Here is a 25374-nt window from a genome sequence, read left to right on the forward strand (position 1 = left end):
TCAGAAAGATATCTCACTGTGTTCTCTTAAAGTAATCGGCGACATTGTCCTGGGTTACTTTTTCAAAGTCGATCCAGTATTCCTTCTCAACGGTTTCGCCCTTCACTTTCTGAACGGCCACATCCAATGCCTTGGTACCCTGTCCGGCGCCGTCCTGGAAGATCGTTGCGATCAGGGTTCCGCTTTGTACCGCTTTCAATCCGTCCGTAATCCCGTCGACGCCGATGCAGGGGATCGTCTTGTCCTTGGATTTAACTGCTTGCATCGCGCCTAGGGCCATCTCGTCGTTTTCACCGACAATCGCGTCGATCTTATCGAAGGACTGCAGCCAGTTCTCCATAACCGTCATCGCTTCCGAACGGGACCAGTTCGCGGTTTTTTCCGCGAGAATTTTGATATCCGGGTATTTTTCCAGAATGTCTTTAATCCCTTTGCTGCGCTCGAGCTGAGCGGACTGCCCGAGAGGTCCGTCAAGGACGACGATATTGCCTTTTCCGCCGATCTTGTCCGCAATTGCCTGCATCTCAAGCTGGCCGGCGTATTCGTCTTTTGAGCCGACGTAGCTGGTGAGCTTGTCGCTGTCGACACGGGTATTGACGCCGATGACCGGTATGTTTTTCGCCACCGCCTTATCGACGCAGACCGCACAGGCCTTTGCGTCCTGCGGATTGAGGATGATCGCGTCCACTCCGTCGGAAATCATGGTCTCCACCTGGTTGATCTGCGTGTTCGGGTCGTAGTTGCCGTCGTAGATTTTCAGTTCGACGCCCAGTTTTTCCGCTTCCTTTTTGGCTGCATTTGAAAGACGGACCGTGAATTCGTTCTTGAGGCTGTACAGTGTCATACCGACGACAATCTTTTTATTGCCTGTGGCGTTGGAAGTTTCCGCTGCCGAATTGGCGGCGGATGCGCCTGAGGCCGCGGGTGCGCTGGATGAAGTGCCGGAAGAACAGGCCGCCGTTGTCAGGGCCATTGTCCCCGTCAGGATGAGCGCCAGTAGTTTGTTTACCCTTTTCAAATAACTCACTCCTTATAAATTTGTAATGCGTAAAGCCGGTAATCGGCTTTATTCTTTAGAACTGTTGACGCTGTCCACGATAACGGCGGCAACGATGATAATACCTTTGATAATCAGCTGCCAGTAGGAGGAGACCGCCAGCATATCCAGCCCGTTATTCAGGACCGCGATGACCATCACGCCGACAATGGTCCCCCAAAGCCTGCCCTTGCCGCCCGAAAGGCTTGTGCCGCCCATTACGACCGCCGCAATGGCGTCCGTTTCATAGTTCTGGCCGGCCTGTGCGAGTCCGGACGATACGCGCGATGTCAGGACCACACCGGCAAGCCCGGCCAAAACCCCTGAGAGCATATATACGGACCAGATAATATACCTCACGTTAATGCCGGAGACTTTCGCCGCACTGATATTGCCGCCCACGCCGAATACGTACCTGCCGTACTTTATCCGGTACAGAAGGAGGTAACAGATGAGAAACGCCGCCGCCACGATAAAAACCGGAATCGGAACGATGCCGACGTTTCCGCCGCCGATCTGCAAAAAATCGTCTCCCAGGCCCGGAACCGGCTGTGCGTCGCTGGCCAGATAGGTAATGCCTCTTGCAACACTCAGCATGCCGAGCGTTGCAACAAACGCGGGGACGCTCAGGAATGAAATGACAATGCCGTTGATACTGCCGAGGAGAAGCCCGACCCCGAGCCCCACCAGCATGGGAACAAACCACGGAAGCGCATGGTTCTGTGCGACCAAAGCGGCGAAAATGCCGGACGCGCCCAGAATGGAACCAACCGAAAGGTCAATGCCCGCCGTTAAGACAACGAAGGTCATTCCCAGGGCAAGCAGTCCGTTGATGGAAGCCTGACGCATGATGTTGAAGACATTGTCAATATCCAAGAACTTTGGCTTGATGACGCCGAAAATCAGAATCAGCAACAGCAGGCCGATCAATGTCGCAAAATTCATCAGGTAATACTGCACAGCCATACTGCGCCTTTTTTGCAACCTTTCCATTTCATTCATACCCCGTTTCGAAAAATATTACAGCTTGGATACGGCAAGACGCATGATTGATTCCTGATTGAACTCACTGCGGACCAATTCGCCTGCGAGCGTGCGGTTACTGAACACCATAATCCGGTCCGACATCCCCATAACCTCCGGCATTTCGGAAGACACCATGATGATTGCATTGCCCTTCGAGACGAAATCTCCCATCAGTTTGTAGATTTCCGTTTTTGCTCCTACGTCGATTCCCCTCGTGGGTTCATCCAGAATCAGAAGCTTCGGCGCCTTGATCAGCCATTTTGCCAGCACGACTTTCTGCTGATTGCCGCCGGAAAGGGAGAGCACTTTTTGCTTTGGAGAGGACGTTTTGATCCTTAACGACTCAATTTGTCTGCCGATGGTTTCCGCCTCGCGTTTCCGGTTGACGAACCCGCGGCCGGCGAACATTTTCATGGAAGCAAGCGAAATGTTATGCAGAACGCTCATCTGAGGAATGATTCCTTCGCCCTTTCGGTCTTCCGTCACATATGCCAGCCCGCACTTGATCGCGTCAACCGGTTTGTGCGGATGGATGCGTTTGCCGTTCAGAATGATTTCACCCTGATCCGCAGGCGTAATACCGAACAGCGCCTTCATGACTTCAGTTCTTCCGGCGCCGACCAGCCCCGCGATTCCCAGGATTTCTCCCGCTCTCACCTCGAAGCTGATATCAGAAAACTGATTTTTCAGCGAGAGGCTTCTGACTTCCAGAATCTTGTCGCCGATAGGCACCGTCATTTTGGGGTAGTAATCGTCCAGCTTTCTGCCGACCATGCTGGTAATCAAAGTATCCGCCGTGATATCTGCGGTTTTCCATGTGTTCACAAAGACGCCGTCTCTCAGCACTGTGACGGTGTCTGAAATTTTAATGACCTCGTCGATTTTATGTGAGATGTAGATAATACCTTTTCCATTTTTTTTCAGGTTCTCTATGATCTCAAACAGGTTTTCCACATCTTTATCCGTAATGGCGGAAGTGGGTTCGTCCATCACGATGATTTCTGCATTCCGGGAAACGACCTTTGCAATTTCGATCAACTGCTGATCGGCGACTTTCAGTTTCTTCATCTTTGCTTTTGGGTCAATGTGGATATGAAGACCGTTCAATATCTCTTCTGTTTCTGAAAACATTCTGTCATAGTCCAAAAAGTGATTCCTGCAATATTCACGGCCGAAAAAAATATTTTCCGCCACCGTCAGTTCCGGGATCGGCGACAGTTCCTGATGGATCATGGCAATTCCGCAGTTCTGTGCTTCAAAGGGAGAGCTGATCTCCACCCGGCTGCCGTGCACCGTGATTTCTCCTGCATCGCATTTATGTATGCCGCACAAAATGTTCATGAGTGTTGATTTTCCGGCGCCGTTTTCTCCCATCAGTGCATGTACGGAACCTTTTTCCAGGACCAGGTTAACGCCCTCCAGGACGCCGACGCCGTTAAAACTTTTTTTAATATTTTTCATCTCCAGCAGGCTCACGAAGCGGCACCTCTCCTTCTGTTGTTTTCACGCGGCTTATTTTCGCAACCGATGCGCCTCTTTCAGTTTTTATTATACTTGAAGCGTTTTGTAAAAATAGGTTCAATTTTTTTAAAAACGGTATGATTTTTTATGTACTTCTTCCATAATTGTCTATCCGAAACAATTATTGCGTATTTAGTATTAAGATAAAGAAAATACGAACTGCGAAAGAGTATGGAAATCATGTTGAAACATTTTTGGGAAAATTTCCGGAAAAAAAGTATTGTGTGGCAGGTGACGGTCGTCTTCTCCGTGATTACTCTGATCCCCTCCATCGCCATCACAATTTCCTATTTTCACATTATTCAGAATTCCATTCTGGAGGAATCCCAGAAGAACCTGAAGCAGTACCTGAAAAAAATGGGCTCCAATATGACTGCAAACATCAACATCGCGAATTACACGTTCAAGGATCTGAACTTCAGCCAGGAATTCACCTATTTTCTCGATCCGGGAAATCTTCTGAGCGACCGTGAAAAGAACCATTACATAAACAGCATTCAGGTCGAATTATTGAATATTCATAACATGTATCCGAATAAATTCAGCAGCGTCCTCATTTATTCGAAAAACAGACAGATTTCGCAGATCGGCGGGTGGTCCTATCCCTTGGAATCCCTGTACAAAACGGATTATTACCATGAGATTACGGACAATGACGGCGAAATTATTTACGGAAACATCCGGATTTACGACAATGCATACGGGAACCTGGCAAAGTACCCAAATTTGGAAAATGAGAAAGAACAGGTGCTTCCCGTTTACAACAAAATTTACAATATCAGCACCGGCGAATTCATAGGAATGATAGAACTGGATATTTCTCTCAAGAGGCTGATTGATATCGAATCACTTGCTACGGAAAATCCGTCGATCACCTATATGCTGTTCGACAATAAAAATAATCTCTTATATTCCAACAACAAAATTGACCCTAAAGACTGCGGCTCCCTGTCATTTCCGGGGAACTCCGGCCTCAGCAATGAGATTTTAAATCATACGAACTACATGGTCGCTTATGACAGAGATGCCGAAACCGGCCTGATGCGCGTGGTTGTCATAAACGAAAAAGAGGTCTACGCAACCTCAAACGGCATAAAATTCGCGCTTGTACTGATCGCTGTTATCTGCCTGATCTGCATCATCTTGCTGACGAGCCTGACCGCGCATATCATGTTTCGAAGGCTGAAGGATATGACCAATATGATTTCACAAATCGAATCCGGAAAATTTGACGTGCGGGTTGAAACCTGCGGCTTTAAAGAGATTTCCTCGATTGCGGAAAGCTTTAACCATATGGCGAAAACTTTGCAGACAACGATTCAATCCATGATCGAAAGGGAAAAAGCACAGAAGGAAGCTGAACTTTACGCGCTGCAGGTACAGATTAATCCTCATTTTTTATATAACACTCTGGACAGTATGAGAATGAAGTGCGAGATTGATTCCAATTACCAGATGGCGAACAGCATTCAGATCTTGGGAAGCCTGCTGCACTACAGCCTGAACTGGGAATCAAAAAGCGTCCCGCTTAAGGAAGAGATGCAAAACGTCCGCAATTACATTCAGATTATGAGAATGAGGTTTCGAAATAAATTTCAATATGAATTGGAATTCGAGCCGGGATGCCTTGAAAATCTGGTCCCCAAATTCATCCTTCAGCCGCTTGTGGAAAATTGTTTCAGCCACGCTTTCTTGGACATGAATCCTCCCTGGAACATTTTGGTGAAGGCTGTGGGGAATGAAAATCGGCTGACGATTAAAATCATCGACAACGGAATAGGAATCGAGCCCTGCAGGCTTGCGCAGATCAACGAATTCCTGAACGGCGATCAACCGAATATCGGGAACCGGAAATCCCAGCATTCTATCGGCATCGCAAACGTCAGGCAGCGGATCGAGCTTTTATGCAAGAAAGGGAGCGGACTCAGCATCAGCTCGGAATTGGGCCGCGGCACGCAGATTACAATCATAATTGTTCTTGAAGAAAAGGCTGATTGATGATGGTTACGATTTTAATAGCGGATGATGAGGAACTCATCCGAAAAGGGCTTATTTCGATTCTATCGAAGACGATCAAAACCGATGTCACCTATCTGGAAGCGGAAAACGGTCTGGAGGCCCTGAAGATCTGCAGGGAACAGTACCCACAGATTATTGTCAGCGATATCCGTATGCCGTTCTGCAGCGGCTTGAAATTTATTGAAAAGGTAAAGGGATTCGGCTATTCGCCTACTTTCATCATCATCTCGGGCTACAGTGAATTCGAATATGCGAAACAGGCGATAAAATGCGGGGTAAAGGAATATGTTCTGAAGCCGATTCAAAAAAAACAGTTCATTCATTTAATAAAATCCTGCATTGATGAAATCATGAAGAAAAAAATCGCACTGCATGACGAGCATGTAAACACCCGGACCAACGTCAAAACGATCAAAGCGATCAGGAAAAAACTTTTAATTGATTTGCTGAATTGCAGCGATGAAAAAAAGATTCGTGAGATTAATAATATTGAAACCTGCGACTTTTCATTGGATGACGGATTTTCGTTATGCTGCGTAATTCAATACAAGATCGACAAAAGCAATGTCGATTACATCGATCTTGCAATCATTAATATTGTTGAAGAAATTCTGGGTCAGGAAAACCTTTTGCGAAACGCGGCGATCGAAACCTATTCCAACGGTCAAATCGTTCTTGTTTTTGAGGAGTGCAGTCAGGCAGCGATGCTGAATTCCGTCGTTTCTGCCATTTCAAAAGCGTTTCATCTGATAAAAATTTATCTGAAGATTGATGTTTTTGCCGGGATCGGCGATATTCAGTTTGGTTCCAATCGATTGTACAAATCGTTTTGCCATGCCTGTGAGGCGGCTAATTACAAACTTTATCAGCTTGGAAACAGCATACAGAGATATGCAAAGGAAAGTCCTGCGGAAGACGATTATCTCCATTTTGAAACAGCTCTGCGCAATCCGGAAGATCTGGACCCTGAAGAACTGATTCGTCTGTTCGAGCCCATCATTTGTAGAAGGCCCTCTGTTCAGGCGGTGGCTGCCGTTGAAAAAAGCTACCGGAATTTAATCGAAACCGTAAGGCAACAACTTGAAAAATATTATACCGGCGCAGACCGGGACCTGCCTGAGCCAACGCCTTTCTGTCATTATTGGAGCTTCGTTCAGATGAAACATGGAATGGAAAGTTATCTGACTCAGGTCAGGGCGTTCATGAATCAATCGAATTCCGACGGGCCCAATAGCAAACTGATTCAATGTATGATCCAATATATCAGGGACAGCGCTTTCGACGACATCAGTCTTAATTCTGTAGCAAATCATTTTTCCTATACTCCGGCCTATATCAGTTTTCTGTTCAAAAAACGGATCGGCGTCGGTTTTAATGAATTTGTAACAAAGACCAAAATGGAGATGGCAAAGACCATGCTGAAGAATACGGAAATCCCGATCGGTGAGATCAGCAGGTTGTGCGGATATGGAAATTCCAAATATTTCGCCACAAGTTTTAAAAAAAGCTTCGGGATGAGCCCTTCCGTCTTTCGGCAGAATTAGGAGTTCCTAAAATATTATATTTTTCATGTGTTATTTAGTTATTGTCAAAATGATTTAATTGAAAAGCATAAAAAAGCCGCATGAATACCGAACTTTCAGCATTCATGCGGCTGTCTGACGCACTTTAACGCAATCATTATGGATTCCATGTCGCAAATCAATCTGAATAGCAATAAACAAAGACCACGGTCCGTCTGGATGCAATGGATCGGGCGGCAGGACAAACAGCTTGAAAGCCTCGACAAAAGGCTTGCCACGGGTATTGCCGGAGCAATCTCAGGCATGATCTTTGTTAAATGGATGAGTAGCGATAGAAGAAGCAGTACAACGCATCAACGTGCAATTTTTAGAAATTATATAACATCTATGACACTGACGAGAAAAACCGCAAAGCTTAGTGCTCATGCGGCTTTTTGGGAAGTTCGGTTATAAAAGATGCAGGCAAAAGGAATGTGCCCCTTAACTGCTTTGGGATTGCGGTTTTTCATATCATAGGGGCAGCATACTTTCAACCGCTGTCCGCTTGTCAAACAGGACACAGCCGCCGGTGTGTCCTTCCGTTTGGATGCCGCTTTGTCGGATTCTCTGGAACAGTGCGGAGTCGAGCGCCTGCCTGATGCTTCCGACTTTGAGATTTGTATCGGTATACGGCGAGAACGGGCATGGCTCCGCCCCGCCGAAAGGGTTGATATGGAAGAAACCCCGCCCGGCGGCCAGACATCCTCCCATTTGTTTTTCGTCGCCGGGGAAGGAAATAAACATGATATCCGTAAAGCGCATGCGAAGCGTCTCCTGGCGTTCGGCCAGGACCCTGTGTTCTTCTTCCCCGGGTTCCAGCCCCCTGTTGCCATCGACAGGCACATATTCCACAAACACAACCACATTGCATCCTTTTTCCCGAAGTCCCGCAATAAACCCTTCGTTTGTCACGGCAGGCAGGTTCTCTTTGGTTACCGTGATGGAGACACCGTAAAAGATGCCGCGGCGTTTCATCTCATCCATCGCCCGCGCGATCAGCCGGAAGGTCCCTTCCCCGCGCCTGCTGTCTGTCTGAAGGCGATCGCCCTCGATACTGACAATCGGATACAGATTCCGATTGCGGTCAAATTGCCCGAGCGCTTTCTCGGTGAACAGCGTCCCGTTCGTGAAAACGGGAAAAATCAATCCGCGCGTCTTCGCCGCCTTGTCGAGAACCTCGGGCCTTTCCAGAGGTTCCCCGCCCGCCAGCAGAATGAAAGATACGCCAAGCGTTTCGGCCTCCGCGAAGAGCTCCCCCCACCGCGCCGCACTCAGCTCCTCGGCTGCCGCCGCATCTGCACAGACGTGGTTCGCCCGGGCGTAACACCCCGCGCAATGTAAATTGCATCGGGTCGCAATGCTTGCAATCAAAAAAGGGGGAATCGGGTCGCCCTCCCGTTCCGACTGAAGGCGTCTTTCGGCGGCTTTTCCTTGTAATATCATGGCCCGAATCAGAAAACTGCTTTCCCTTGCATTGGTAAGGGAACAACGCAGGGCCTGCCGAAAAATCCTGTCGATAGAGATGTTGAGATATTCCGTCAGATTCACGATTTCTTTACCTCCGGCAAAAAGAGTTCCAGTTCCCAGTCAATCAGCCAATTGGATGCGTTTTCGTCCGACAGGTTCATGCCTACGTAGCGCAGGAATGCATCAGAGCGGTAAAATGCCAGTTGCAAAAAGGAGATCATTTCGTAGGCGATGACGCGGCATTCCATGTCACTACGGCGATTCCCGAAATGCTCCCGGATTTCGGGAAACACATACAGGGGCAGGCTGATCTCATCCTCTAGCAGAAGGTGGGGCACGTAGATTTTGGTGTATCGCTGGTATTTCAAAACGACCCGGCAGATTTGTTTGAGGATTTGCCGCAGCCGTTCTTTGGGTGGGTCGGATGGATTGGGAGGCATTTGAAAGATTTTTGCCGCCTCGTCAAGAATTTTTTCAACGGCCTGGGATTCCAAGTCTTTCTTGGACCTAAAGTAGTAATTAATCATGGCGGTGTTCACGCCGGCACAGGCAGCTATTTGACGTGACGTGATTGCCTCCGGCCGATCGGACTTTTTCAGAAGCTCCACGGTCGCATTCAGCAGAGCCTCTTTTTTGTTTTCTTCCACAGATTTTCATCCTTTATTAAACGCGTATTAAACATGTTTAATTATACGCTTTCTAACTTTTTTGTCAATGGAATCGCGAAAATATTCTGCTCGCTTAAGGCACCTGAGTTCGGAAGCGTCTGGACCTGGTCTGGTGCGCGGTGTTATATACGGCGTATCTTAAAATCTGGCATAAAAAAGACAAACCCACTTTTAACTATCGTTAAAAATAGGTTTGTCTAGTTTGGCGGAGAAAGAGGGATTTGAACCCTCGCGCCGGTTACCCGACCTACTCCCTTAGCAGGGGAGCCCCTTCACCACTTGGGTATTTCTCCTCATATGGTGAAATTAATTGTAATTGATTGGCGGAGAGGAAGAGATTCGAACTCTTGGTCCCTTGCGGGATCACTAGTTTTCAAGACTAGCTCCATAAACCACTCGGACACCTCTCCATAATAGGAATCTATGCCCGTTAAGTGCGAACCTAATCATAACATAACATGGTGCGGGATGTCAAGAAAAACTGAAAAAATACAGGAAACCGCGTCGCTGGAAAGGAATTTCCCGACGCGGTTTCGCTAATTCTTTATTCTTTCTGAAACTTTTGCAGTAAGCTGGTCATATAAACCGCAAAGCTGCATGGCCGGTATGGTGATGATGCTCCATAAGAGTGAAAACGGCACGCATATCTGTCCCATGAAATTCATCGGAAGCTGAGAATAGTCCCAGACGTTCAACTTCAGTACAAGGTTGACCAAGATGCCGGTTATAAACTCTACGGTTGTAATGATCATCGAGCCGGCCGCGCATTTAACCGCCAAAGGCCGGAATTTAAGGCGGCAGTTACAGAATTTATCGATCATGCATAAACAGACGCCTCCTGCGACCGCCATTGAGAAGTCACTGTGGCCGCGGCAAATAATTTCCAGAAAAGGATAAATCACTCCTCCTGTGATAAATAGTGATATCTTTTTCTTCATAATTCCGCCTCCCGCAAAAATTGTTTGCAGCAGGACAGATTTTATTCGAAATTACATTTTGTTTTATTTTTCCAATTATTATGACAAAAAATGTATTTATATTTTTATAGGATCATTATATATTTCTAAATCATGTATAATAAAAAGAAATACCGGTTGGTAAGGGTGATGATATGTTTTTTCAAAAAAATAAAACTCTCTTTTCCATAGCAGCCGTTGTAATGCTTTTTTTAGGCTTTGGTATTTTTTTTATGTTTCATCTTTACGGAGTCTTGTCGAGGGAAAGCACTGATTCTTTGAAAAAAGTGACAGAGCAAGGAGCATCGGCAATTTCTATTGAAATTTCAGCCGGCCTGGACTCTCTGAACGCGCTGTCAGACCAGAAGGTTTTTTCCGGCGGGGCAAATTCCGCCGATGTCGTCAGCGTCCTCTCTCAGGAAGCGAAAAAACAACATTTTCATTCTGTGATATACTCCGATCCATCAGGTTCCGGAATATCGGATACAGGAAGGCGTCTGTCCGCCGCGGACGAACCTTATTTCATACAGGCCATGAAGGGAATTCCCAATATCTCAGGCAGCCAGGAGACATCCGGGCCGGCCGGGAAAATTGTTTTGGCCGCACCGATTTTACGCGGGGATTCCATAAAGGGCGTGCTGATTGCCTTTTTAAACGGGATTGATCAACTGCGGCTGACCGGCGGCATCCTAACCGGAGAAACGGATTATTTCTGTGTTTTGAAAAAAGACGGAGCAATCCTGTCCGGAAACCTTTCTGGAGAGGATAACCTTTTTAGCCTTTTGCAGCCTGACGGACAGGAAGAGAATCTGAACAGCCTCAGGGCGGATTTCAAGGATGGCACCTCCGGAATCAGCGAACTGCGGATAGAAAATTCATCTATCTTTGCAGCGTATTCCGAGATTCAGGGCACGGATGGCTGGATCTTCCTCACAGCGGACGATTACGGCCGCATTTTTTCGCGGGCAAACAGCATCCTTTTGCCAAGCGCAGTTCTCTTTTTGCTCCTGACCGCGGCGCTTTTTTTGGCTTTCTTTTATCTTTTCAAATTGAAGAAATTAAATAACGAAACGAACATCCGCAATGAAGAGCAAAAAAAATATTTTACTTTTTTTGATCCCCTCACCAATCTGCCGAATCGAAAGGGCATTATCAGGGAGTTTGACGATTGGGTTGAGAAATGCCGGAAAGACAGCCGGAACGGCGGCGTGCTGTTTTTAGACGTCGATAACCTTCGCTCCATGAACAACACTTTCGGACATGATGCCGGAGACAAGCTGCTCTGTGAGTCGGCGGCGCGGCTGAAGAAAACCGTGGGAAGTCAGGATCTGGTGGGGCGTACGGGCAGCGACGAATTCGTCGTTCTGGTCCATGGGCTGAATACGGAAGACAGCCTTGAGTTTTTCGCGAAAAAGATTGTCAGGATCTTTCGCGAGCCGTATTTGGTGAATGGCATGGTTATACAGCTTTCCTGCAGCGTCGGAGCGCTTTTGCTTCCCCAACGGAAAGAAAGTCAGATGGCCCAGCAGTTTGAAGATATCCTCGGCAGAGGGGAATTTATTTTGAACAAAGCAAAACAGACCCGCAAGGGGAGCTACATCCTTTTTAATGAAGACTACGGGAACCTGATCGACCGGCAGCTTCGCCTGGAGCGTGCTTTAAAATTTTCCATTGAGAATAACGAGCTGGCATGTTATTTTCAACCCCAATTTAACTGCCTCACCAAAACCATTACAGGATTTGAGACCCTGGCGCGGTGGAAAAGCTCGGAATTCGGAACGATTTCTCCTGTCCAGTTCATTCCGATGGCGGAGAAATCCGGATTTATCAAAGAGATCGGCCGCCATGTCGTCGAAGAGGCGTTCTCTTTTGCGAAAAGCATGGAAGGCCGCAAGGTGACGGTTTCCTTCAACGCTTCGCCCATGGAACTGCTGGAGGCAAATTACGCCGACTACATTATCAGCAGATTCCAATATTATGGACTGGCTCCGAACAGCGTTGCGGTCGAGGTTACCGAATCCAGCCTGATCGAATCCTTTGAGAAGGTTACAAAAAAGCTGCAGATGTTGAAGCGGCATGGCATTTTAGTTTATCTGGATGATTTCGGAACGGGATTTTCCTCCCTGACCTACCTGAAGGACCTCCCAATCAACGCGGTGAAAATCGACAAAAGCTTCATTGATGAAATCGTGACGAAAGATGTCGAGAAAGACATTGTGCGCATGATCATCAAGCTTGCCTACAGACTGAACCTGGAAGTCATTGCGGAGGGGGTTGAGACCGAAGACCAGATCCGCTGTGTTTTGGGAGCGGGGGGCCATTTGGTGCAGGGATATTTCATCAGCCGCCCCGTTCCGCGGGAAGAAGTTCCTCTGCTTTTTGCCCAAATGGAAAAACAGGAGGACGACACTGCCGGCGGGGGGAAAGGCACCCCGAAAAAAGGGCCGAACATTCACCGGATTTCGCCTTTGCCGCAGTAGAATATAAGTTTTCAATCCTTAACCAAAACGTGTTTTTTTGATGCGCCCCCTGTGATATAATGAAAAAAATGACAGAATAAACAAGGAGGTTTGATTTTATGATATTTGGAACCGAAATTCTAAAATACCGGGAAGCAATTCTGAAAGATTTAGCCGACCTGGTCGCGGTTCCCTCCGTGCGGGGAGCGGCGCGGGAAGGCATGCCTTTTGGGCCGGAACCGGCCAGGGCGCTGTGCCTGATCCTTGACAAAGCGGAGAAAATGGGGTTCGCCGTGAGAAATGTGGAAAATTACGCGGGCCATGCGGAGTTTGGCTCCGGTGACGATCTGGCGGCCGTGGCCGCCCACGTTGACGTCGTTCCGGCCGGGGAGGGCTGGGACACGGACCCGTTCACGCTGACGCGGAAAGGAAATCTTTATTTCGGGCGTGGAGCGGCGGACGACAAGGGAGCGGCCGTGGTCGCCCTTTACTGCCTGAAGGCGATAAAAGACGCGGGGATCAGGGGAAACCGGCGTCTGCGCGTGATTTTCGGCGCGGGGGAGGAGACCGGCATGGAGGACCTGGACTATTACTTCCGGAAGGAAGAGATGCCGTCCATGGGTTTCACCCCGGACTCAGACTACGGAATCTGCAACCGGGAAAAGGGTATCCTCCGTCTGGATCTTCTTTCAGGTGAAAAAAATGAAAGCGTCGTTAAGGAATTTCAGGCCGGGGCCGTTTATAATGCCGTGCCGGACCATGCGGAAGCCGTTCTGAGCTGTTCCGCGAAGACCGCGGACGCGCTGCGAAAGGCGGCCCGGACGGCGGAGGGCGGCTTTGCCTTTGAACCGGTTCCGGAAGGAATCCGGGTGACCTCGAAAGGAAAAGCCTCTCACGCGATGCAGCCGCAGGAAGGATTCAATGCGGCCGCCGCTCTGATCCGCCTGCTTTCCGCAGTGTTTTCCCGCGAGGAACTCGGCGGCTTCTTTTCCTTCCTTGACCAAAGCGTCGGCTTCCGCTACGACGGATCGGGGATCGGTGTCCGGCAGAGCGACGAGGAATCCGGTCCACTCACGCTGAATCTCGGGATCCTCCGCGTGAAAGACGGGAGCGTCAGGGCGGGAATCGACATCCGTTACCCTGTTACCTCCGACGGGGATAAAATCTTCGGTGAAATCAGGCGCCGCGCGGAAGAAGCCGGTTTTTCCGCAGAGCTTCTCGAGGACTCCAAGCCGCTTTATCTTCCGGGGGACAGCTGCCTGATTTCAATCCTTCGGGACTCTTATTCCGAGATAATGGGCAAACCCGCGGAACTGTACGCCACGGGCGGGGGGACTTACGCGCGGGCCATGAAGGGAAATGCGGTCGCGTTCGGACCGTTTTTCCCGGATGAGCCCGACCGCAGGCTGCACAATACCAATGAAAGCATCGACATCGAACGGTTTATGGTTCACGCACAGATCTGCCTGGAAGCAATGTACCGCATTTTTACGGCCTGACGGAGGAAATAAATGCCGAATTACAACCACATCACATTTGAGGACATTCTGAAAAACGAGGAGATCAAGGCCTATATCGAAACAGGGAACCGCAATCTCGGCGAGATCGGATTTACCGAACACGGCTTTCCTCACGCGAAACGCTCGGCAAATTATGCAGGGAACATCCTGCAGCAGCTTGGATTTGACGACCGCACCTGCGAACTGGCGCGAATCGCCGGATATATGCACGATATCGGAAACGTGGTAAACCGCTACAATCATGCGCACAGCGGCGCGCTGATGGCGTTCAATATTCTGAACCGGCTGAACATGCCTCCGGAGGAAGTCGCCCTGATTTCAGCCGCGATCGGGAATCATGACGAAGAGACGGCTGCCGCGGTCAGCCCGATCGCGGCCGCTCTGATTCTGTCCGACAAGGGGGATGTCCGGCGCACCCGCGTCCGCGACCGGGAAACCGTCACCGCGGACATCCACGACCGCGTCAACTACGCTGTGGAGCACGCCGCGACGGTAATCAACCTTGAACGGAAAACCGCGACGCTGGACATCACCATCGACACCAGCATCTGCCCCGTGATGGAGTATTTTGAAATTTTCATGACGCGTATGGTGCTGTGCCGCCAGGCGGCGCAGTACCTCGGTCTGCAGTTTGAATTGATTATCAATGAGACCCGGCTGCTCTGACATTCACTCCACAGCGACCGCCTGACAGGAAAGCTGGCGGTACCGCCTTTCGAACAGCTTGAAGTCGCAGCGGACCGTGCCCTGCGGATCAAGCGGGTCGCTCAGCACCACGTCGCTTCCGGAATATCCGATCAGAACGAGGCAGTGTTCCTGCGCGGGCCACCGAAAATATTCGCCGGTGTCCTCTAAAAACCATCCGTCGCCCGCATAAGGCTCTTTCATGGAGATGGTGGCCCAGACGATCACCGGAATTCCCGCGTCGATGAAAGGAATCAGGCCGGATGCTTTGGTTCCGCTCAGATTGATCGCTTTCAGCCACCAGCCCGCGGAGGAAGCGTATCGGTTCACCGCCAGCGTCACAACGGGCGCAAAGCAGCCGTAGCCGCTGGCGGTGGGACTTCCGGCGAAGACCTTCCACGGGTCCGGCCCGACCATTTTTCCGCCCGATCGGCGGGGCATCCCGCCGACCGGAAAATAGCCCGCCAGTTCCGTCTTGCTGATTCCGCAGCCGAAATAATTCAGGACCATCGCCGTCGACGTGATTTCACAGCCGGACGGCTGCTCCGGCAGCTGCTGAATGTTTCCGACCGGCAGAATTTTTTCCCCTTTCCATGGCGCGCCGGCCGTTACCGCCTCTTCCGTCAGCGCGTTTTGCCGGCATCCAGAGGCGAAAAGCAGGAGAAAGAAAAAAATGGACAGCAGAGCTAAGGAAATCGCCCGCCGATGCCAGTACTTTTGCAACCGGTCCCGCCCCCGTTTCCCATCAGGTTTATTCAACAGTATTACGGGGAAAATGTTTTTATGACACGGAACCGGGGGCCGGTGCTCCAAACTGCTGAAACCCCCTTCCGCTGGACGACGCGGAAGGGGGTTTCAGTTTGCGGTTTTTCGGGTTTTGCGGCAGAAATTACTTTGTGATGAGCGGAAGAGTCTTTTTTCTCAGCCATTCCAGCGTTTCGCTGGACAGCAGGGGAGACAGCGTCCGGTATACGCGGCTGTGATACTCGTTCAGCCAGGCGATTTCTTCCTTTGTCAGCAGTTCGGGCAGAATGGGCTCCTTGTCGATCGGAAAGCAGGTCAGAATCTCAAACCGGAGAAAACGCCCGTATTCGTTCTCCATCGCGTCGGTGACCAGCATCAGGTTTTCGGTGCGGATCCCATGCTTTCCCTCTTCGTAAATGCCGGGTTCGTTGGTGACGTTCATGCCGCTGCGCAGAATCACATCGTTTTTCGTGCGGATGCTCTGCGGGCCCTCATGCACGCCTCCGAACATCCCCACGCCATGGCCGGTCCCGCAGCGGTAATCGATGCCGTGCTTCTGAATCTGCCCCCGGCAGACCATGTCGAGGTTTCCTCCGGTCGTTCCCTCAAGAAAGACGGCCGTGGCCAGCGCGATATGGGCCTTCAAAACCCAGGTGTAGTGCTTTTTTTCTTCCTGTGTGACCGGCCCCAGCGCAAACGTGCGCGTGATGTCGGTGGTTCCTTCCGGGTACTGTCCGCCGCTGTCGATCAGAAGCAGGCCGCTTTGTTCCAGCGTTTTGCAGGTGTCCGGTTTCGGGGAGTAGTGCATCATCGCCGCGTTTTCACGGTAGGCCGCGATGGTCGCGAAGCTCTCCCCCCGGTTGTTTTCCTGACGGGCCCTCGCTTCCCGCAGCAGATCGCAGACCGTGCATTCCGTCACCGTCTCTCCCTGTTTCAGCCTCTTTTCCAGGTCGGCGCAGAACTCGGCCATCGCGCACCCGTCGCGGACGTGGGCTTTCCGGAAGTTCTCAATTTCCGTCCTGTTTTTTACCGCTTTCAGGCCGATGACAAGATCGGCGCCTTTTTTCACCTTGCAGGATGGGTTTTCTTTTAAAATGCGGTAAAGTTCATAATTCGTGCCTTCCGGGTCGACCAGGACGGTCTTTTCTCCGGTCAGATTTTTCAGAAAGGGTTCGATTTCCCCATATTCCCGGAGGGTCACGCCGTTCTTTTCCAGATACTCCCGCACGCCGGGCCGGAGGCGCGGGGCGTCGAGAAACAGGACGGCGCGGTCCATGAAAACCGCGGCGTAGGAAACCGCCACTGGGGTGTATTCGATGTCGGACGCGCGGATGTTGCACAGCCAGGCGACGCATTCGAGCCGGGAATAGATCTGGCAGTCCGCCCCGTCCTTTTTCAGTCCCGCACGGACCTGTCCCAGCTTCTGCGCGCAGGAGAGGCCGGCGTATTCGTCCCCGTGGAGATAGACCGCCGTCGCCGGGGGGAGAGGGCGGTTTTTCCACAGCGGAGTGATCAGGTCGGCGGAGCGGACGCCGATCCCCTTCTCTTCAAATTTCTCTTTCATGGATTCCACGTCCGCGGCCGAGAGCATGCGGCCGTCAAAGCCGGCCGTGTCGCCTTTCCGGAGGGATTCCGCCAGAAATTCGGAGCAGGCGGGCACGCCGCGGACCCCCATGCGGAACAGTTCGATCCCGCTTCCCGCGAGCTGATGCTCCGCCTGGATGAAATACCGGCCGTCCGTCCAAAGGCCGCATCGGTCCCGCAGGACCGCCAGCGTCCCCGCGGACCCCGTGAATCCGGAGAAATAGCTTCGTGCCTGCCAGAAATCCGGAACGTATTCTCCCATATGCGGGTCGGAGGAGGGAATGAGATAAGCCGAGAGGCCGTTCCGCTCCATTTCCGCCCGCAGCGCTGAAATCCTTTCTGTTACTTTCTGCATTTGTCCGATCGCTCCCCGTTTCTCAAGATTAAAAAAAGTATAGGCTCTGTGCAGCCGGATGTCAAGGAATGCGGCGTTGACGCTTGTTATTTAATGTTTTGAATGATATAATGAAAACTGCAATTCCATGGACGGGAGGGTCTGGATTGAGAATACAGGAATCCGGAGAAAATTATCTTGAGACCATTCTGATTTTGAAACACCGGAACGGATATGTCCGCTCAATCGACGTCGCGAACGAGCTGGGATTTTCCAAGGCGAGCGTCAGCCGCGCCATGAGCATCCTGAAGGAAGCCGGCCTTCTTGTCATGGAACAGAACGGAAACCTTGTTCTGACCGATTCGGGCCTGCAGCGGGCCGACGCCGTTTACGAACGCCACACCCTGATCGCGGAGTTTCTGGAGCAGACGCTGGGTGTCGACCACGAAACGGCGGTGGGAGACTCCTGCAGGATGGAACATATTATCAGTGAAAAAAGTTTTCAGCGGATGAAGGAGTATGTCGGAAGCCATTGCGAAGACTCGTGAGCCTTGAAGGACGGGGGGATTTTTAAAATGAGCGGACGTGCCCTGCGCTGCCCGCATTGCGGCAAAGAGTTCCAGATTTCCGAGGATGCGGGAGAAAAGGTCTTCTGCCCGTACTGCGCGCAGCCGCAGGAGCCGGGTGTGCCCGCGGTTTCCTCCGTGCCTTTGGGCGGGGCGGCGCACCTGCTTCCGCCGGAGGCGTTCTCCGCCGTGATCCAATTTGACCGGCTGAACGCGAGCCATTACGCCGAAAGTTTTGAGTCTTACCGCCGGGCGGTTCTTCCGGCCCTTCAGGCTTATCTGCGGGAAGAAGCCGCTTACGGGGACAAGGCCGCGGAGCTTTTTTCCGGCGCCCTGTTTGACGGCTTTGCAGGGGAGGAAAAGTCCGCCCGGAAAAAATCGGTGCGGGAGTTCGACCTGCGGATTTCCATCACGACTCTGGCGATTCCCGCAATCCTTGACCTGAACACGGCGGCCGCGGACCGCTTGGCGGATCTTTTTCTGCAAAAGTGGAACGCCGTTCACAAGGAGCCGCTTGGCAGGGCAACCTACTCCGAAATTCAGAAAGGATTCCGGAAAAAGCTCTGCTTTATCACGACGGCTGTTTGCGCCGAGCTCGGAAAAGGCGACGACTGTGGGGAACTGCAGGCGCTCCGGGCGTTCCGGGACGGATACCTGTCCAGGACCCCCCTGGGGCGGAAAAAGATCGGCGAGTACTATCTGTTTGCCCCGCTGATCGTGAGCTCCGTGGAATCTTCCGGTAAGGCGGAAGCGGAATGGAACCGGGTTTATCGGGACTACCTCTCTCCCTGCCTTGCGGCGCTGAAATGCCGCAGACCGGAAAAATGTGAATGGATCTACGAAACGATGATGTCGGAACTGGAACAAAAATGGCTGTAGGGCGGGGCAATTGCCGGGACTTCTTTTTTGTTCGCCCCGCTTTCAGGCAAAGAACGAATCGAGGATAATCATCCAGGGGAAACTGTATGGAACGGACGATTCTGCACTGTGACTGCAACGGATTTTTCGCATCCGTGGAATGTATGCTTCACCCCGAGCTGCGGGAGGTCCCAATGGCAGTCTGCGGCGACCCCGACAGCCGGCACGGAATCATCCTGGCGAAAAACGAGCCAGCCAAGGCCTATGGAATCCATACCGCCGAAACCATCTGGCAGGCGAAGCGGAAATGCCCGCAGCTGATTCTGGCCGCGCCGCGGTTTCGGGAGTATCAGCTTGTTTCCCGACGGATCAACGAGATTTACCGCCGGTTTACCGATCTGGTGGAGCCGTTCAGCATCGATGAAAGCTGGCTGGACGTTACGGGCAGCCGGGCGCTGTTCGGCAGCGGCGAAGAGATCGCGAACACCCTGCGCGAAACGGTCCGCAGTGAAATCGGCATCACGATTTCCGTGGGGGTTTCGTTCAACAAGATCTTCGCAAAGCTTGGGAGCGATTATAAGAAACCGGATGCGACGACGGTCATCAGCCGTGAAAATTACCGGGACATCGTCTGGCCGCTGCCGACCGATACTCTGATGTTCTGCGGGAAGAAAGCGGCGCAGACCCTGGCGGGGCTTGGGATCCACACCATCGGCGACATGGCGGGCAGCGGCCCGGAATTTCTGTCCTCCAGGCTGGGGAAAATGGGTTTGCAGCTATATGAATACGCGAACGGCCGGGACGATTCCCCGGTCTCGGACGGCCGGACCATGCGGGGGGTCAAAAGCGTCGGCAACAGCGTGACGTTCCGCCGAGACCTGAGCGGCCCGGAGGACGTCCACAAGGCCGTGCAGGCCCTTGCGGACAGCGTATCCTCCCGCATGCGCGGGCAGAAGCTGAAATGCTGGGTGGTGCAGGTCGGAATCAAGGACCCTTCGTTCCGCTACATCACCCGTCAGAAGACGCTTGCCGCTCCCACCCATCGATCGAGATTACTGGCCGCGGCGGGGGAAGAGCTGATCAAAGCCTGCTGGAACCCCGGAGCGCCGATCCGGATGCTTTCGCTTTCCGGCTCCGGCCTGGTGCCCAACGACGCGCCGGGAGGCCAGCTCTGCTTTTTCGGCGGGGAGAGCGGGGCGGACGAGGAGAGGGAAGAGCGGCTGGAGACCGCGATGGATTCCATCCGCGGCCGCTTCGGCAGCGGAGCGGTCACATTCGGCGGGCTGCTGAAAGAAGATATCGGCCTTGACGGCCTCCATCGAAAATAAAACTGCAAAGAGGTTGATTCGAATGAAATGTAAAAAAATCGGGAATACACTGGTTCTTCGCGCCGACCGGGGAGAAGAACTCCTGAAGGCGATTCAAAGCGCCTGTGAGCAGGAAAACGTGAAACTTGGCTTCGTTACGGGCCTGGGCGCCGTCGATCACGCCGTGGTCGGGCTTTACCGTGTTGCGGAACAGAAATATTATTCCAACACCTTCGATGGGGAAATGGAACTGACCTCACTGATGGGAAACGTAACCGAAATGAACGGCAAGGTTTATCTTCATCTGCATGCGAACCTTGCAAAAGCCGACGGTCAGGTGATCGGCGGGCATCTGAATGAAGCCGTCATCAGCGGAACCGGTGAAATCTTCATTCACATTCTGGATGGCAGCGTGGGCCGCCGCCGCGATGAAGTGACCGGCCTGAACCTATTTGACCTTTAAAGGAGACAGAGCAATGATCAGGCATCTTGTCCTATGGACCCTGAAACCGGAGGAAAAAGCCCGTGCGGACCGCATCGCGGCGGAGCTCAGACAAAGATTTCAGGCGCTGCTCGGCGTGGTGGATGGGCTGGAAAGCGTTGAGCTCGGCCGGAATTACGCCGGCGGCGACTATGATCTCGTCCTGAACTGCGCGTTTTCCACAAGGGAGGCGGCGCAGGCCTATCAGACTCACCCCGCTCACCTTGCCGTCAAATCGTTGGTTCATGCGGTGATCTGCGGAAGAACGAGCGCGGACTATGAAATCTGATGACAGCGGGCTGGACCGGCGCGGGGATCACCCGCGCCGGAATCTGTCTGAAGGGGTCCGCGTCGGGCGGTTCCCCCTGCCTTTTTCGAGGTGGATATGAAAATTGCCGTTTTGGGATACAGCGGGAGCGGAAAATCAACTTTGGCCGGGAAACTGGCGGGATATTACCGGATCCCTATCCTGTTCCTCGACACCGTCCAGTTTCTGCCCGGCTGGGCGGAGCGCGGCCGGGAGGAGGGGCGCTCTATCGTATCCGATTTTTTGAAAAAGAACGATTCCTGGGTGATCGACGGAAATTACGAATGCTTTCTTCAAAAAGAACGCCTGGAACAGGCGGACCGGATCATCCTTCTCTGCTTTCCCCGAAGGGTCTGCCTTTACAGAGCGGTTAAAAGATATCTGAGGTTTCGGGGAAAATGCCGGGAAAGCATGGCGGCCGGCTGCGCCGAGAAATTCGACTTGGAATTCCTATGGTGGATCCTGCGGGAGGGAAGGACCGGGCAAAGGCGCGGCCATTACCGGGAGATCGCTTCGCGCTATCGGGAAAAGACGGTGGTTCTGAAAAAGCCAGGCCAGTCTGATGAATTTCTGAAGCGGATTCTCAAAAACTGATGTGCCGAAGCGGTTGGCGTGGGGAGAATATCCTTTTGCATAGTAAGCATAGTTAAAAACTATTACAATGAATAGAAAGAAAGTATTTTTTAAGTCTCCTGTGAACGTTTATACTGAAGATGAAACGGTTCAAATGAAATACCGAGATTCAGGAAGGAACGTGATTACTATGGCGAAACGGAACACGGCGCCTTTTCGCGCGGACATTGTGGGGAGCTTTCTGCGCCCTGCGGAACTGAAAAGAGTCCGGGAGGCTTACGGGCGCGGTGAAATCGGCCCGGAGCAGCTCAAAGAGGCGGAGGACGGCGCGATCCGGGCACTGGTGGAACAGGAGAAGAAGGCCGGCCTGCAGGCGGTAACCGACGGGGAATTCCGGCGCCGATACTGGCATCTGGATTTTCTGGCGGCTTTGAAAGGGGTCAACGAGGTCAAAGCCGAGCACTGGTCGGTCGCATTCAAAGAACGCCAGCCTAAAGCCGCCACCTTGGAAATCGTCGGGAAGGTGGATTTCGGGGACCATCCCTTCGTCGGGCATTTTGAATACCTCCGCTCCGTGGCCGGCGGTACGCTGTGCAAAATGACCATCCCCTCCCCCTCGATGCTGCATCTGATCTGCTGCGTCAGAGCCGAAAACTACCGGCCGATCCCGGAATATGAAGACCCTCGGAAGCTGTACCGTGATATTGCAGGGGCTTATCAAAAGGCGATCCGCGCGTTTTATGACGCCGGATGCCGCTACCTGCAGTTTGACGACACATCCTGGGGCGAATTCTGCGATCTTCAGAAGCGCCGGGCTTACGCGGAACGGGGCCTGAATCTGGATGAAATCGAAAAAGAGTACGTCGCTATGATTAATCTGGCTTTGGAAGCCAAACCGAAGGACATGGTGATCACCATGCATATCTGCAGGGGGAATTTCCGTTCTACATGGTTCTCTTCCGGGGGGTATGAAGCGGTGGCGGAGATCCTGTTTGGAAACTGCCATGTTGACGGATTCTTTCTTGAATACGATTCCGACAGGGCGGGAGGTTTTGAACCGCTCCGCCATATTCGTAACCAGCAGGTCGTGCTCGGTCTGATTACTTCAAAATTTCCGCAGCTTGAAAAAGAAGAATTTGTCAGGAAGAGAATCGAAGAAGCAGCCGGGTATGTGCCGCTGGAACAGCTTTGCCTGAGTCCGCAGTGCGGTTTTTCTTCCACGGAGGAAGGAAATATCATGACGGAGCAGCAGCAATGGGACAAAATCCGGCTGTTGCAAAAAATCGCGGAGGATGTCTGGGGCTGAAATCCGCTTCATTTGGTGCTTTTGTTATACGGGGACGAGGATGGTGCCTCTTCGGGGCGTCTGATTTCGCCCCTTGTCTTTTTTGAAGTGTGAATGATTCCCATTGCGGACGAAGGAGCCGTGGAATATAATACAGATAAGATGCCGATTCGGGTGCGCGGTTTATATCCGGCGGTAAAAAATCATGAAAGGGAAACAGCAGGGGAATTTAGGATATGGGATGCCTTGGAAATGTGATCTGGTTTCTTTTGGGCGGATGTGTGATGGGTCTGAGCTGGCTGGTGCTCGGCGTTCTTTGGTGCTTGACGGTCGCCGGGATTCCGGTCGGCGTTCAGTGCTTTAAATTTTCGGAGCTGGCGTTCTTCCCATTCGGGAAGGAAGTCCGGTTCGGCGGCGGCGCGGGGTCCGTGCTGCTGAATCTGCTCTGGCTGATTTTCGGGGGCCTCGCGCTTGCAGCGGAGGCGGCTGTCATCGGAGTGCTGTTCTGCGTTACGGTGATCGGAATCCCCTTTGGAATCCAGTGTTTTAAGATTGCGAAACTCGCACTCATGCCTTTTGGAGCAGACATTTTTTGAATGAATACACAAAAAATATGCAGAAAATTTAAAAAAGTACTGCATTCTGGGATTTTTCTGCTTGACTGAAAAGGAGAAATGATTTATTCTGTATGTTAGTTCAGCAGGGTTGTCTCCTTGTCTGAAAAAGGTAGTACGCTTGTAAGCGTTATTTTTTTTTAAAGAGGTATCTTTCATGAACGAGACCGTCTATATCACCGGACATAAAAATCCTGATACAGACTCCATCTGTTCTTCCATCGCTTATGCCGAACTGAAAAAGAGGCTGGGGGTCAAGGCGGTGCCGGTCCGGATCGGCAGCATCAATAAGGAAACGGCGTTTGTGTTGGACTACTTTGGAGTCAAGGAACCGGAATATCTGGAAACTGTCAAAACTCAGGTCTCCGATCTGGATCTGGATGTCATTCCTCCTGTATCGGAGGACATCTCCATCAAAACGGCTTGGAACATCATGCAGAAGAACAATAAGCAGGTCCTGCCGGTTACCGACGACGGGGGAAAATTGCTCGGAATCATCTCGCTCTCCGACATCACCAACAGCTATATGGCTTCCCAGGGGAACAACGTGCTGTCCAAAAGCCACACGCCGCTGCGCAATGTGACAGAGACCCTGAACGCGAAACTGGTTTATGGAAATATAGATGATGTGTTCCGGTCTGCGGGTAAGGTAGTGATTGCGACCATGGCTCCCGACAGCCTGGAGCCGTTTGTGGAGAAGAACGATATCGTATTGGTCGGCAACCGGAAAGACAGCCAGATGAAGGTGCTGAAAGCCGGAGTCGGCTGTATGATCGCCACCTGCGGCGGGCGGGTGGACAAAGACGTTCTGGAGCTCGCGGAGCAGGAAAAATGCATCGTGATGGAGACAAACCACGATACGTTCACCGCCGCGCGGCTGATCAACCAGAGCATTCCCGTAGGTTACGTAATGACCAGGAACAACCTGATCTGCTTTAACCTTCATGATTTTATTGATTCCATCCGGGACAAGATGCTTCAGACGCGGTTCCGCAGTTATCCGATCGTCGACGACGACGGAATGGTCAAGGGATTTGTGTACCGTTACCATTTGATCTCCCCGCGGAAAAAGAAGGTCATTCTCCTGGACCACAATGAGAAGTCCCAAACGGTGGACGGGATCGACCAGGCTGAAATCATGGAAATCATCGATCATCACCGCATCGGAGACATCCAGACGGGGTCGCCCGTCTATTTCCGCAACGATACGGTGGGAAGCACGGCGACACTGATTGCGAACATGTATGTGGAAAACGGAATCCGGCCGATGAAGGAAATCGCGGGAATCCTCTGCTCGGCGATTCTTTCCGATACCCTGAACCTGAAATCGCCCACGACCACTTATCTGGACCGCGAAACGGTCTCTCAGCTGGCCGAAATCGCCGGATTGGACGCGGATTCCTTTGCGGCCGAAATGTTTCAGGCAGGTTCTTCCCTCGCGGATATGAGCCCGAATCAGATCCTTTACAGCGACTTCAAGGATTACAACCTGGGCCGGTATAAAATCGGGATCGGACAGATCAACGCCGGGGACCCCGGAAACGCGAAGGATCTGAAAAACAGTCTTTTAAAACGCATGGAAGAAGTGCAGCAACAAAAGGGCTACAGCCTGTTGCTGCTGATGATGACGGATATCGTCAGGGAAAGCTCCCACCTGCTGTATTCCGGGAAAGAGGAGGAACTGATCCGGGATGCCTTCGGGGCGGAGCCGAAGGACAGCGAAGTGTATCTTGACGGCGTGGTCTCCCGAAAAAAACAGGTGGTTCCGCTTTTAACCAATGCGATTCAAAATATTCCCTGAGA

The 25374-nt window shown here is 51.8% G+C and carries 23 protein-coding genes and 2 tRNA genes; 15 read left to right on the forward strand and 10 right to left on the reverse strand.

Annotation, left to right across the window (positions count from 1 at the left end; translation table 11 throughout):
- Positions 1–13: 13 nt before the first annotated feature.
- From VA597_RS03765 to VA597_RS03775, 3 genes are read right to left on the reverse strand one after another with little or no spacing between them, the layout of a single operon-like run.
- On the reverse strand, positions 14–1018 hold the full coding sequence (locus tag VA597_RS03765; RefSeq protein WP_326975214.1) for a substrate-binding domain-containing protein: 1005 nt from the start codon (positions 1016–1018) through the stop codon (positions 14–16).
- 48 nt (positions 1019–1066) lie between these two features.
- On the reverse strand, positions 1067–2002 hold the full coding sequence (locus VA597_RS03770) for an ABC transporter permease (protein ID WP_326975215.1): 936 nt from the start codon (positions 2000–2002) through the stop codon (positions 1067–1069).
- Between the two features lie 54 nt (positions 2003–2056).
- Positions 2057–3523, reverse strand: a complete 1467-nt coding sequence (locus VA597_RS03775) for a sugar ABC transporter ATP-binding protein (protein WP_326975216.1) — start codon at positions 3521–3523, stop codon at positions 2057–2059.
- Between the two features lie 231 nt (positions 3524–3754).
- On the opposite strand from VA597_RS03775, the gene VA597_RS03780 reads away from it, so the two are divergent.
- The 3 genes from VA597_RS03780 (at position 3755) to VA597_RS03790 (ending at position 7578) form a co-directional block, all read left to right on the forward strand.
- Positions 3755–5581, forward strand: a complete 1827-nt coding sequence (locus VA597_RS03780) for a sensor histidine kinase (RefSeq protein ID WP_326975217.1) — start codon at positions 3755–3757, stop codon at positions 5579–5581.
- Positions 5581–7146 (forward strand): response regulator transcription factor, encoded by a 1566-nt coding sequence (locus VA597_RS03785; RefSeq protein WP_326975218.1) that lies wholly within the window; start codon positions 5581–5583, stop codon positions 7144–7146. Before VA597_RS03780 ends, VA597_RS03785 begins: the two co-directional genes overlap by 1 nt.
- Positions 7147–7344: 198 nt before the next feature.
- Entirely contained in the window at positions 7345–7578 is a 234-nt protein-coding gene (locus tag VA597_RS03790; protein ID WP_326975219.1) for a hypothetical protein, read from the forward strand.
- A gap of 57 nt (positions 7579–7635) precedes the next feature.
- On the opposite strand, the gene VA597_RS03795 is transcribed toward VA597_RS03790, so the two are convergent.
- From VA597_RS03795 to VA597_RS03815, 5 genes are all read right to left on the reverse strand, one after another.
- Positions 7636–8712 (reverse strand): radical SAM/SPASM domain-containing protein, encoded by a 1077-nt coding sequence (locus VA597_RS03795; RefSeq protein WP_128741732.1) that lies wholly within the window; start codon positions 8710–8712, stop codon positions 7636–7638.
- The gene (locus VA597_RS03800; RefSeq protein ID WP_128741733.1) at positions 8709–9278 is read right to left on the reverse strand and encodes a TetR/AcrR family transcriptional regulator; all 570 of its coding nucleotides are present in this window, start codon (positions 9276–9278) and stop codon (positions 8709–8711) included. The genes VA597_RS03795 and VA597_RS03800 overlap by 4 nt, the downstream gene beginning before the upstream one ends.
- 224 nt (positions 9279–9502) lie before the next feature.
- Positions 9503–9592: transfer RNA gene (locus tag VA597_RS03805), tRNA-Ser, on the reverse strand.
- Between the two features lie 28 nt (positions 9593–9620).
- Positions 9621–9709: transfer RNA gene (locus VA597_RS03810), tRNA-Ser, on the reverse strand.
- Between the two features lie 126 nt (positions 9710–9835).
- On the reverse strand, positions 9836–10237 hold the full coding sequence (locus tag VA597_RS03815; RefSeq protein ID WP_128741750.1) for a putative ABC transporter permease: 402 nt from the start codon (positions 10235–10237) through the stop codon (positions 9836–9838).
- 305 nt (positions 10238–10542) lie between these two features.
- Between VA597_RS03815 and VA597_RS03820 the strand changes: the two genes are divergently transcribed.
- From VA597_RS03820 to VA597_RS03830, 3 genes are all read left to right on the forward strand, one after another.
- A complete protein-coding gene (locus VA597_RS03820) occupies positions 10543–12735 on the forward strand; it encodes a putative bifunctional diguanylate cyclase/phosphodiesterase (RefSeq protein ID WP_243112746.1) in 2193 nt (730 codons plus the stop codon).
- 98 nt (positions 12736–12833) lie between these two features.
- Positions 12834–14213 (forward strand): Sapep family Mn(2+)-dependent dipeptidase, encoded by a 1380-nt coding sequence (locus tag VA597_RS03825; protein ID WP_326975220.1) that lies wholly within the window; start codon positions 12834–12836, stop codon positions 14211–14213.
- A gap of 12 nt (positions 14214–14225) precedes the next feature.
- Positions 14226–14900, forward strand: coding sequence for an HD domain-containing protein (locus tag VA597_RS03830; protein ID WP_128741753.1), 675 nt, complete (start codon positions 14226–14228; stop codon positions 14898–14900).
- Between the two features lie 3 nt (positions 14901–14903).
- Here the strand turns inward: VA597_RS03830 and VA597_RS03835 are convergent, their stop codons facing one another.
- Positions 14904–15641, reverse strand: a complete 738-nt coding sequence (locus tag VA597_RS03835; RefSeq protein ID WP_326975221.1) for a C39 family peptidase — start codon at positions 15639–15641, stop codon at positions 14904–14906.
- 166 nt (positions 15642–15807) lie between these two features.
- Positions 15808–17601 (reverse strand): aminopeptidase P family protein, encoded by a 1794-nt coding sequence (locus VA597_RS03840; protein WP_326975222.1) that lies wholly within the window; start codon positions 17599–17601, stop codon positions 15808–15810.
- A gap of 146 nt (positions 17602–17747) precedes the next feature.
- Here VA597_RS03840 and VA597_RS03845 point away from each other — a divergent pair, with 146 nt between their 5' ends.
- From VA597_RS03845 to VA597_RS03885, 9 genes are all read left to right on the forward strand, one after another.
- Positions 17748–18128 (forward strand): metal-dependent transcriptional regulator, encoded by a 381-nt coding sequence (locus VA597_RS03845; protein ID WP_128741756.1) that lies wholly within the window; start codon positions 17748–17750, stop codon positions 18126–18128.
- A 27-nt stretch (positions 18129–18155) separates the two neighbouring features.
- The gene (locus VA597_RS03850) at positions 18156–19025 is read left to right on the forward strand and encodes a CFI-box-CTERM domain-containing protein (RefSeq protein ID WP_326975223.1); all 870 of its coding nucleotides are present in this window, start codon (positions 18156–18158) and stop codon (positions 19023–19025) included.
- 86 nt (positions 19026–19111) lie between these two features.
- A complete protein-coding gene (gene dinB / locus VA597_RS03855) occupies positions 19112–20332 on the forward strand; it encodes a DNA polymerase IV (protein WP_326975224.1) in 1221 nt (406 codons plus the stop codon).
- Between the two features lie 22 nt (positions 20333–20354).
- Positions 20355–20774 carry a PPC domain-containing DNA-binding protein gene (locus VA597_RS03860; RefSeq protein WP_128741759.1) on the forward strand — a complete coding sequence of 140 codons (420 nt, stop codon included), beginning with the start codon at positions 20355–20357 and terminating at the stop codon, positions 20772–20774.
- Between the two features lie 13 nt (positions 20775–20787).
- On the forward strand, positions 20788–21081 hold the full coding sequence (locus tag VA597_RS03865; RefSeq protein WP_128741760.1) for a Dabb family protein: 294 nt from the start codon (positions 20788–20790) through the stop codon (positions 21079–21081).
- A 96-nt stretch (positions 21082–21177) separates the two neighbouring features.
- Positions 21178–21693, forward strand: a complete 516-nt coding sequence (locus VA597_RS03870; RefSeq protein ID WP_326975654.1) for a DNA topology modulation protein FlaR — start codon at positions 21178–21180, stop codon at positions 21691–21693.
- Between the two features lie 169 nt (positions 21694–21862).
- Positions 21863–22978: a 5-methyltetrahydropteroyltriglutamate--homocysteine S-methyltransferase gene (locus VA597_RS03875; protein ID WP_326975225.1), complete on the forward strand. Its 1116-nt coding sequence runs from the start codon at positions 21863–21865 to the stop codon at positions 22976–22978.
- Positions 22979–23193: 215 nt separating this feature from the next.
- A complete protein-coding gene (locus VA597_RS03880) occupies positions 23194–23553 on the forward strand; it encodes a YccF domain-containing protein (protein WP_128741763.1) in 360 nt (119 codons plus the stop codon).
- A gap of 175 nt (positions 23554–23728) precedes the next feature.
- The gene (locus VA597_RS03885; protein WP_128741764.1) at positions 23729–25372 is read left to right on the forward strand and encodes a putative manganese-dependent inorganic diphosphatase; all 1644 of its coding nucleotides are present in this window, start codon (positions 23729–23731) and stop codon (positions 25370–25372) included.
- Positions 25373–25374: the final 2 nt, after the last annotated feature.

The sequence above is a fragment of the Caproicibacter sp. BJN0012 genome, from assembly GCF_035986805.1.
Taxonomy (GTDB): Bacteria; Bacillota; Clostridia; order Oscillospirales; family Acutalibacteraceae; genus Caproicibacter.

Coding starts and splice junctions, on each gene's coding strand:
- VA597_RS03770 (WP_326975215.1), bottom strand. CDS start 2,002: ATGGCTGTGCAGTATTACCTGATGAATTTTGCGACATTGATCGGCCTG.
- VA597_RS03775 (WP_326975216.1), bottom strand. CDS start 3,523: ATGAAAAATATTAAAAAAAGTTTTAACGGCGTCGGCGTCCTGGAGGGC.
- VA597_RS03780 (WP_326975217.1), top strand. CDS start 3,755: ATGGAAATCATGTTGAAACATTTTTGGGAAAATTTCCGGAAAAAAAGT.
- VA597_RS03785 (WP_326975218.1), top strand. CDS start 5,581: ATGATGGTTACGATTTTAATAGCGGATGATGAGGAACTCATCCGAAAA.
- VA597_RS03790 (WP_326975219.1), top strand. CDS start 7,345: ATGCAATGGATCGGGCGGCAGGACAAACAGCTTGAAAGCCTCGACAAA.
- VA597_RS03815 (WP_128741750.1), bottom strand. CDS start 10,237: ATGAAGAAAAAGATATCACTATTTATCACAGGAGGAGTGATTTATCCT.
- VA597_RS03825 (WP_326975220.1), top strand. CDS start 12,834: ATGATATTTGGAACCGAAATTCTAAAATACCGGGAAGCAATTCTGAAA.
- VA597_RS03830 (WP_128741753.1), top strand. CDS start 14,226: ATGCCGAATTACAACCACATCACATTTGAGGACATTCTGAAAAACGAG.
- VA597_RS03840 (WP_326975222.1), bottom strand. CDS start 17,601: ATGCAGAAAGTAACAGAAAGGATTTCAGCGCTGCGGGCGGAAATGGAG.
- VA597_RS03850 (WP_326975223.1), top strand. CDS start 18,156: ATGAGCGGACGTGCCCTGCGCTGCCCGCATTGCGGCAAAGAGTTCCAG.
- dinB (WP_326975224.1), top strand. CDS start 19,112: ATGGAACGGACGATTCTGCACTGTGACTGCAACGGATTTTTCGCATCC.
- VA597_RS03860 (WP_128741759.1), top strand. CDS start 20,355: ATGAAATGTAAAAAAATCGGGAATACACTGGTTCTTCGCGCCGACCGG.
- VA597_RS03865 (WP_128741760.1), top strand. CDS start 20,788: ATGATCAGGCATCTTGTCCTATGGACCCTGAAACCGGAGGAAAAAGCC.
- VA597_RS03870 (WP_326975654.1), top strand. CDS start 21,178: ATGAAAATTGCCGTTTTGGGATACAGCGGGAGCGGAAAATCAACTTTG.
- VA597_RS03875 (WP_326975225.1), top strand. CDS start 21,863: ATGGCGAAACGGAACACGGCGCCTTTTCGCGCGGACATTGTGGGGAGC.
- VA597_RS03880 (WP_128741763.1), top strand. CDS start 23,194: ATGGGATGCCTTGGAAATGTGATCTGGTTTCTTTTGGGCGGATGTGTG.
- VA597_RS03885 (WP_128741764.1), top strand. CDS start 23,729: ATGAACGAGACCGTCTATATCACCGGACATAAAAATCCTGATACAGAC.